At 58.5% G+C, this 6,096-nt stretch carries 3 protein-coding genes, 1 rRNA gene and 2 pseudogenes; 4 read left to right on the top strand and 2 right to left on the bottom strand.

The window, feature by feature from the left end; translation table 11 throughout:
* Positions 1-118 precede the first annotated feature (118 nt).
* Positions 119-234: ribosomal RNA gene (rrf, locus tag CUN63_RS03460) — 5S ribosomal RNA — on the top strand.
* Between the two features lie 115 nt (positions 235-349).
* Here the strand turns inward: rrf and CUN63_RS03455 are convergent.
* On the bottom strand, positions 350-1,273 hold the full coding sequence (locus CUN63_RS03455) for a TIGR03571 family LLM class oxidoreductase (protein ID WP_129437214.1): 924 nt from the start codon (positions 1,271-1,273) through the stop codon (positions 350-352).
* A gap of 273 nt (positions 1,274-1,546) precedes the next feature.
* On the opposite strand from CUN63_RS03455, the gene mrdA reads away from it, so the two are divergent.
* Positions 1,547-3,439, top strand: a complete 1,893-nt coding sequence (gene mrdA, locus CUN63_RS03450; RefSeq protein WP_129437212.1) for a penicillin-binding protein 2 — start codon at positions 1,547-1,549, stop codon at positions 3,437-3,439.
* A gap of 12 nt (positions 3,440-3,451) precedes the next feature.
* On the opposite strand, the pseudogene CUN63_RS03445 reads toward mrdA, so the two are convergent.
* Positions 3,452-3,907 (bottom strand): annotated as a pseudogene (locus CUN63_RS03445) (LysR substrate-binding domain-containing protein); the annotation flags it as partial.
* Here CUN63_RS03445 and CUN63_RS03440 point away from each other — a divergent pair.
* Positions 3,900-4,893, top strand: a pseudogene (locus CUN63_RS03440) (allantoate amidohydrolase); the annotation flags it as partial. The pseudogenes CUN63_RS03445 and CUN63_RS03440 sit on opposite strands and share 8 nt — an antisense overlap.
* Before the next feature lie 118 nt (positions 4,894-5,011).
* The gene (locus CUN63_RS03435) at positions 5,012-6,037 is read left to right on the top strand and encodes a histone deacetylase family protein (RefSeq protein ID WP_129437210.1); all 1,026 of its coding nucleotides are present in this window, start codon (positions 5,012-5,014) and stop codon (positions 6,035-6,037) included.
* Positions 6,038-6,096: the final 59 nt, after the last annotated feature.

The following is a 6,096-nucleotide window of genomic DNA, read 5'->3' as shown; positions in this document are numbered from 1 at the left end:
GCGGTGTGTGAAGACGAAACGAACCGAAAGTTCGAGATACTCACAAAACACCCAACTATCGCATACCCATTCGCTGGAGCGTGAACCTGAAAAGGCCCACGACCTGGCTACCGAATTTCTTGACGACCATAGAGCATTGGAACCACCTGATCCCATCCCGAACTCAGCAGTGAAACGATGCATCGCCGATGGTAGTGTGGGGTTTCCCCATGTGAGAGTAGGTCATCGTCAAGATTAAATTCCGAAACCCCTATCTGCGTATGCAGGTAGGGGTTTTGTTTTGTCCGCAGGAAAGTGGCATTACGAAAAAGGGATAGTCCATCGGCCATCCCAGGTTCCAGCAGCATCGTTAGTGGAACTTCGGCAGAACGTATTCAGCAATCTCTTCAATAACCTCGGCAACCGGTCGCTCGCTACGACGTAGATGCAAGCCAACGTGCTGCACACCTGCTTCACGCAAAGCCTGAAGCTCATCGATCAATTCCAGTCTCCCGCAGCTGCCGCCAAAACGAACGCGTCGCATCGGTGCATGAGGATTGGCCGCCAGATCCAAGTGAACGAAGCTGATGTAGGGTTTATTACCACCGACCTCCCGCCACAGTCCCACTCGGCGCCGATGCTCATCCGGAGTGCCAGGGTAGGCGAGCCAGCCGTCCATGTGTTGGCCGATCCACGCAGGGGATTGCTGACCAAGACCTGCAACCAGCAATGGCACTGGCTGATCTCGCTCCGGTAACAGGCGAGCACCTTCCGGCAAGCGGCCTTCACCTTGGCTGCGCAACAACTCAACCGTCTCGCGAAAGATCTCGCCCCGCTGATCGTAGTCCACACCAAACAATGGATACTCCATAGGTCGGTCGCCACTGGCCACACCCAGTAGCAGACGTCCATCACTCAGTTCATCAACACTGTTGGCTGCCTTGAGCGTTAGCCAAGGCTGACGCAACGGCAATACAACCGCCGCTGTACCGAGCATGATGTTGTCAGTGATCCCGGCCAGGTAGCCAAGGTAGGAAAAGGTTTCGAACACCTGTGCCGCATCACCAAAATCGGGATCATAAACCGGCACATCGCGTACCCACAGAGCGCCGAAACCAGCCTTGTCTGCGAGGTGCGCCATAGCGGCGTGCTGCTTCAGGTCCGGAACTCCAAACGGCCGCTCCTCGGCAATCCGCAGCCGCTGCCCATCGCTGGACCAATCGTTATCCAGGGGCAGTTCCAGCCCAATGGAAAATCCATTGGAGCCCAGTAATCGTTGAAATCGTGGATGCATGAAAAGACTCCAAAAAAACATAACGGAATGACATGCACCCAGTATCTACAGGCCCTTCTTCAAGAAAAATGCATGAATGGGAATATCAATCTTGAGCAAAACGCACGAGTCATAAAGAAACCGAACGTCGTTTTAATCTTCAAGGACAACCGTTAGAGGAAATCGCACTAAAGTGACCGTCCGGTTTTTGGTATGGTGCAGCTCGTTTTTTAGCGGACTGATTTCAAGCCTACGGATCGGCGCCCCCTTTACAGTCAAAGAGCTGCTGCAGAAATGCCCCAACCGATACCGATCAAGGACCACGAAAAAGAGACGCGCCTGGTCAATAAAAGACTGATGGCTTGCGCCCTGTTCGTTGTCGCCATTACCTGCGCGCTGGTCGTGCGCATGTATGTCCTGCAGGTGGTCGAATTTGACTATCACTCGACGATCTCAGAAAACAATCGCGTCCACGTCCTGCCGATCACCCCCACCCGCGGATTGATCTATGACCGCAACGGTGTAGTTCTGGCGGACAACCGTCCCAGCTTCAACCTGACCATCACCCGCGAACGCGCCTCTGATGTCAAAGAGGAACTGGATGAAGTAGTCACCCTCCTGCACTTGCCGACAGAAGATCGAGCGCTGTTCGACAAGGCAATGAAGCAGGCTCGACATCCATTCGTGCCGGTCACCTTGTTCTACGAGCTCAGCGAAGAACAAATCGCCGTGTTGGCGATCAACGAGTTCCGCCTGCCAGGGATCGATGTAGAGCCACAATTCGTTCGCCACTACCCGATGGGCGCGCACTTTGCGCACTCCATTGGCTACGTCGGCCGCATCAACGAGAAAGAATCCAAAGCCCTGGACACGGTGGAATACCGTGGCACTCAATCGATCGGCAAGACCGGTATCGAAAAATTCTACGAGTCGCAGTTGCACGGCCAGGTTGGTTACGAAGAAGTCGAAACCAACGCTCAGGGCCGGGTCCTGCGAGTGCTCAAGCACACCGATCCAATTCCAGGCAAAAACATCGTACTGAGCCTCGACGTCAAACTTCAGGAAGCCGCCGAGGAAGCCTTGGGCGATCGTCGCGGTTCGGTGGTCGCTCTCGATCCGTCGACCGGCGAAGTACTCGCGATGGTCAGCAAGCCGAGCTTCGATCCGAACCTGTTCGTCACCGGGATCAGCTTCAAGGAATACGCAGCGCTGCACGACTCGATCGACCGGCCGCTGTTCAATCGCGTACTGCGCGGCCTCTATGCACCGGGTTCGACCATCAAGCCGGAAGTGGCCATTGCCGGTCTGGACGCCGGCGTCGTTACCCCGCAGACCCGCGTCTTCGACCCCGGTTATTACCAACTCCCGGATTTCGATCACAAGTACCGCAACTGGAACCACAGCGGCGATGGCTGGGTGGACATGGACGCGGCGATCATGCGCTCCAACGACACCTACTTCTACGACCTGGCCCACAAGCTGGGCATCGACCGACTGCATGACTACATGGCCATGTTCGGCCTCGGCGAGAAAGTCTCGCTGGACATGTTCGAAGAGTCTGCCGGTTTGATGCCATCGCAAGCCTGGAAACGCGCCACGCGCCGTCAGGCATGGTTCCCGGGTGAGACCGTGATCCTCGGCATCGGCCAGGGTTACATGCAGGTCACGCCCCTGCAGTTGGCCCAGGCCACTGCACTGATCGCCAACAAAGGTGTCTGGAATCGCCCGCACCTGGCCAGGACAGTGGACGGTGTTGCGCCAGTGGATGAGCATCCAATGCCAAACATCCTGTTGAAAGACCCGCGTGACTGGGAGCAGGTCAACCATGGCATGCAAATGGTGATGCACGACGCTCGCGGGATTGCCCGGGCGGCAGCGCAGGGCGCTCAGTACCGCATCGCCGGCAAGAGTGGTACCGCGCAAGTGGTGGCGATCAAGCAGGGCGAGCGTTACAACCGGGCGAAAACCCTGGAGCGTAACCGCGATAACGCCTTGTTCGTCGGTTTTGCCCCGGCCGAACATCCGAAGATTGTCATCTCGGTGATGATCGAAAACGGCGAGGCCGGCGGTCGCGTCGCAGGTCCCGTGGTGCGGCAGATCATGGATGCCTGGCTACTCGATCAGGACGGTCACTTGAAGCCGCAATACGCTACACCGAGCAAAGCACCGGGCGACCCTCACGTCTAATCGATCAAGGCTTCACAGCACAGGCTCACGAATACTGAGCATGTGCTGGAAGCTTTCGAGGAATACGGTTTCGGCCTGACTCATCTTCTGCTCACGATTCCACAACAGCTGGATATCGAAATCCACCACCCCATCTTCCGGCGGCAAACGCCAGAGCAAACCTTGTTCGACCCCTGCGCACCAAGTGCGTCGGCAGACACCCAATGCGGAACCCCGCGCAAATCAAGCGATAAATTTCTTCGAAACTCGTCGATGATGCGACGATCTTGCCGGTAACGCCTTGCTGGTCACGGAGCAATGTCAAAGGATGCGAATCTTGCCGACCACGTCGTCGTTACGACTCTCCACCACCGTGCTCAGTCGTGAAATATCGCCGTAAATGTCCGCCGCAATGCGCAGGACTTCCTCCCCGGTTTCCGTCAGATCAAAGCGTCGCCCACTGCGGGCAATCAACACACATTCCAATTGTTACACCCAGCCTGAAGGCGGGCGTTTTCGATGGCGTCTATGGCGTACTCGCCGGCCTGGAAGTGGTCCGTTGCCTGAATGACCTCGGCATCCAGACCCGCAAGCCGCTGGAAGTGGCGGTCTGGACCAACGAAGAAGGCGCACGCTTCACACCGGCGATGTTCGGCTCGGCGGTGTTCACCGGGATCATGCCACTGGACGCAGCGCTGGCGGTGCGTGACATCGACGGCATCAGCGTTGCCGAGGCGTTGCAACGCACCGGTTACGCCGGCGAGCCCCCGTTTGGCGGCGCGGTGGATGCGTACTTTGAAGCGCACATTGAGCAAGGTCCGATCCTCGAAGACAACGCCAAAAGCATCGGCGTGGTCAGCGGCGGCCAGGCAATTCGCTGGCTAGATGTACGCGTCGAAGGCATGGCCGCCCACGCCGGTACAACGCCGATGCCGCTACGCAAAGACGCCTTGTATGGCGTGGCGCGGATGATCCAGGCCATCGAAGGTTTGGCCACCGATTTCGCCCCTGAAGGCCTGACCACTGTCGGCGAGTTGAGCATCAACAAATCCTCGCGCAACACCATTCCGGGGCTGGTGAATTTCACCGTCGACCTGCGTCATCACCGCGACGAAGCGATTGAGGCCATGGAGCAGCAAGTCCGCGAGCGGCTTCAGTCGATTGCCGATAGCCGAGGCTTGAACCTGACGATTACGCCTCACTGGATCAGCCCGGCAACACCGTTCGATGCCGATTGCGTGGCGGCCATGCAGCAGGCGGTGGACGCGCTGGGCTACGCTCAGCAATCGATTGTCAGCGGCGCCGGGCATGATGCGATTCATCTGGCGCGGTACTGCCCGACGGCGATGGTGTTCATCCCGTGCGTTGGCGGCTTGAGCCATAACGAAGCCGAAGACGTGTTGCCCGAAGACGTGCGTCAGGGCACTGATGTGTTGCTCAACGCTGTGCTGTCCCGCGCCGGTAAAGTCGAATAAAACGCAATCCATGTGGGAGCGGGTTTGCTCGCGAAGAGGGAGTGTCAGTCGACATCATTGTTGAATGACACACCGCATTCGCGAGCAAGCCCGCTCCCACACTGACAGGTGATAATCCATGCGCAGTTTTTTCCACCCCGAACAATTGCTTCACCATCCACGCAGCTACTACTCCCGTGGGCAGATGCGCACACCACAGGAGGTGCCCGAGCGCGCTCAGCGGTTGGTGCAGGCGTCTCGTTCATTGGGTTTTACGGTTGAGCAACCGGCCGATGCCGGGCTCGATCCGCTGCTGGCGGTGCACGGCGCGCCATACCTGACGTTTTTGCAGGAAGCCCATCAGCGCTGGAAGGAAATTCCCGAGGATTGGGGCGACGAGGTGATGTCGAACATCTTCGTGCGCGAGCCCAATGCTCTGCGCGGGATTCTCGCCCAGGCCGCCCGTTACTTGGCCGATGGCAGTTGCCCGGTGGGTGAGCAGACCTGGCGTTCGGCCTATTGGTCGGCGCAAAGCGCCATTGCCGGTGCTCAGGCGTTGCTCGATGGCGAGCCGGCGGCTTACGCCTTGTGCCGTCCACCCGGTCACCACGCCCGGGCCGAGGCGGCGGGCGGTTTCTGTTATGTGAACAATGCGGCAGTGGCCGCGCAGGTATTGCGTGCCGGTTTTGCGCGAGTCGCAGTGCTCGACACCGACATGCACCACGGTCAGGGGATTCAGGAGATTTTCTACGACCGCGATGACGTGCTCTACGTCTCGGTGCATGGCGATCCGACCAACTTCTATCCGGGGGTTGCCGGGTTCGCTGATGAGCGGGGTGTCGGCAAGGGCGAGGGCTTCAACGTCAACTTGCCGATGACACATGGCGCCAGTGAGGCGGACTTCCTGGGTCAGTTGGACGTGGCATTGGCGGCGGTGAAAGACTTCGGCGCCGAGGTGCTGGTGTTGTCCCTGGGGTTCGATATTTTTGAGCTGGATCCGCAGAGCAAAGTGGCGGTGACTCGTGAGGGGTTTGCGCGGCTTGGGGAGCGGATTCGCAGCCTTGGGTTGCCGTGTTTGATTGTGCAGGAGGGTGGGTATCACCTGGAGAGTCTTGAGGATAATGCGCGGGCGTTTTTTGTGAACTCCGAGGTGTGGAGCCTCTGAGTTCGAGGGTGCCTGGGAGGCCGCTTTCGCGAGCAAGCCCGCTCCCACATTGGGCCGGT

Origin of the sequence: Pseudomonas sp. ACM7, assembly GCF_004136015.1 — a bacterium.
GTDB classification, from domain to species: domain Bacteria; phylum Pseudomonadota; class Gammaproteobacteria; order Pseudomonadales; family Pseudomonadaceae; genus Aquipseudomonas; species Aquipseudomonas frigoris.
The sequence above is the reverse complement of the archived record's forward strand: the minus strand, read 5'-3'. Positions and strand labels throughout refer to the sequence as shown.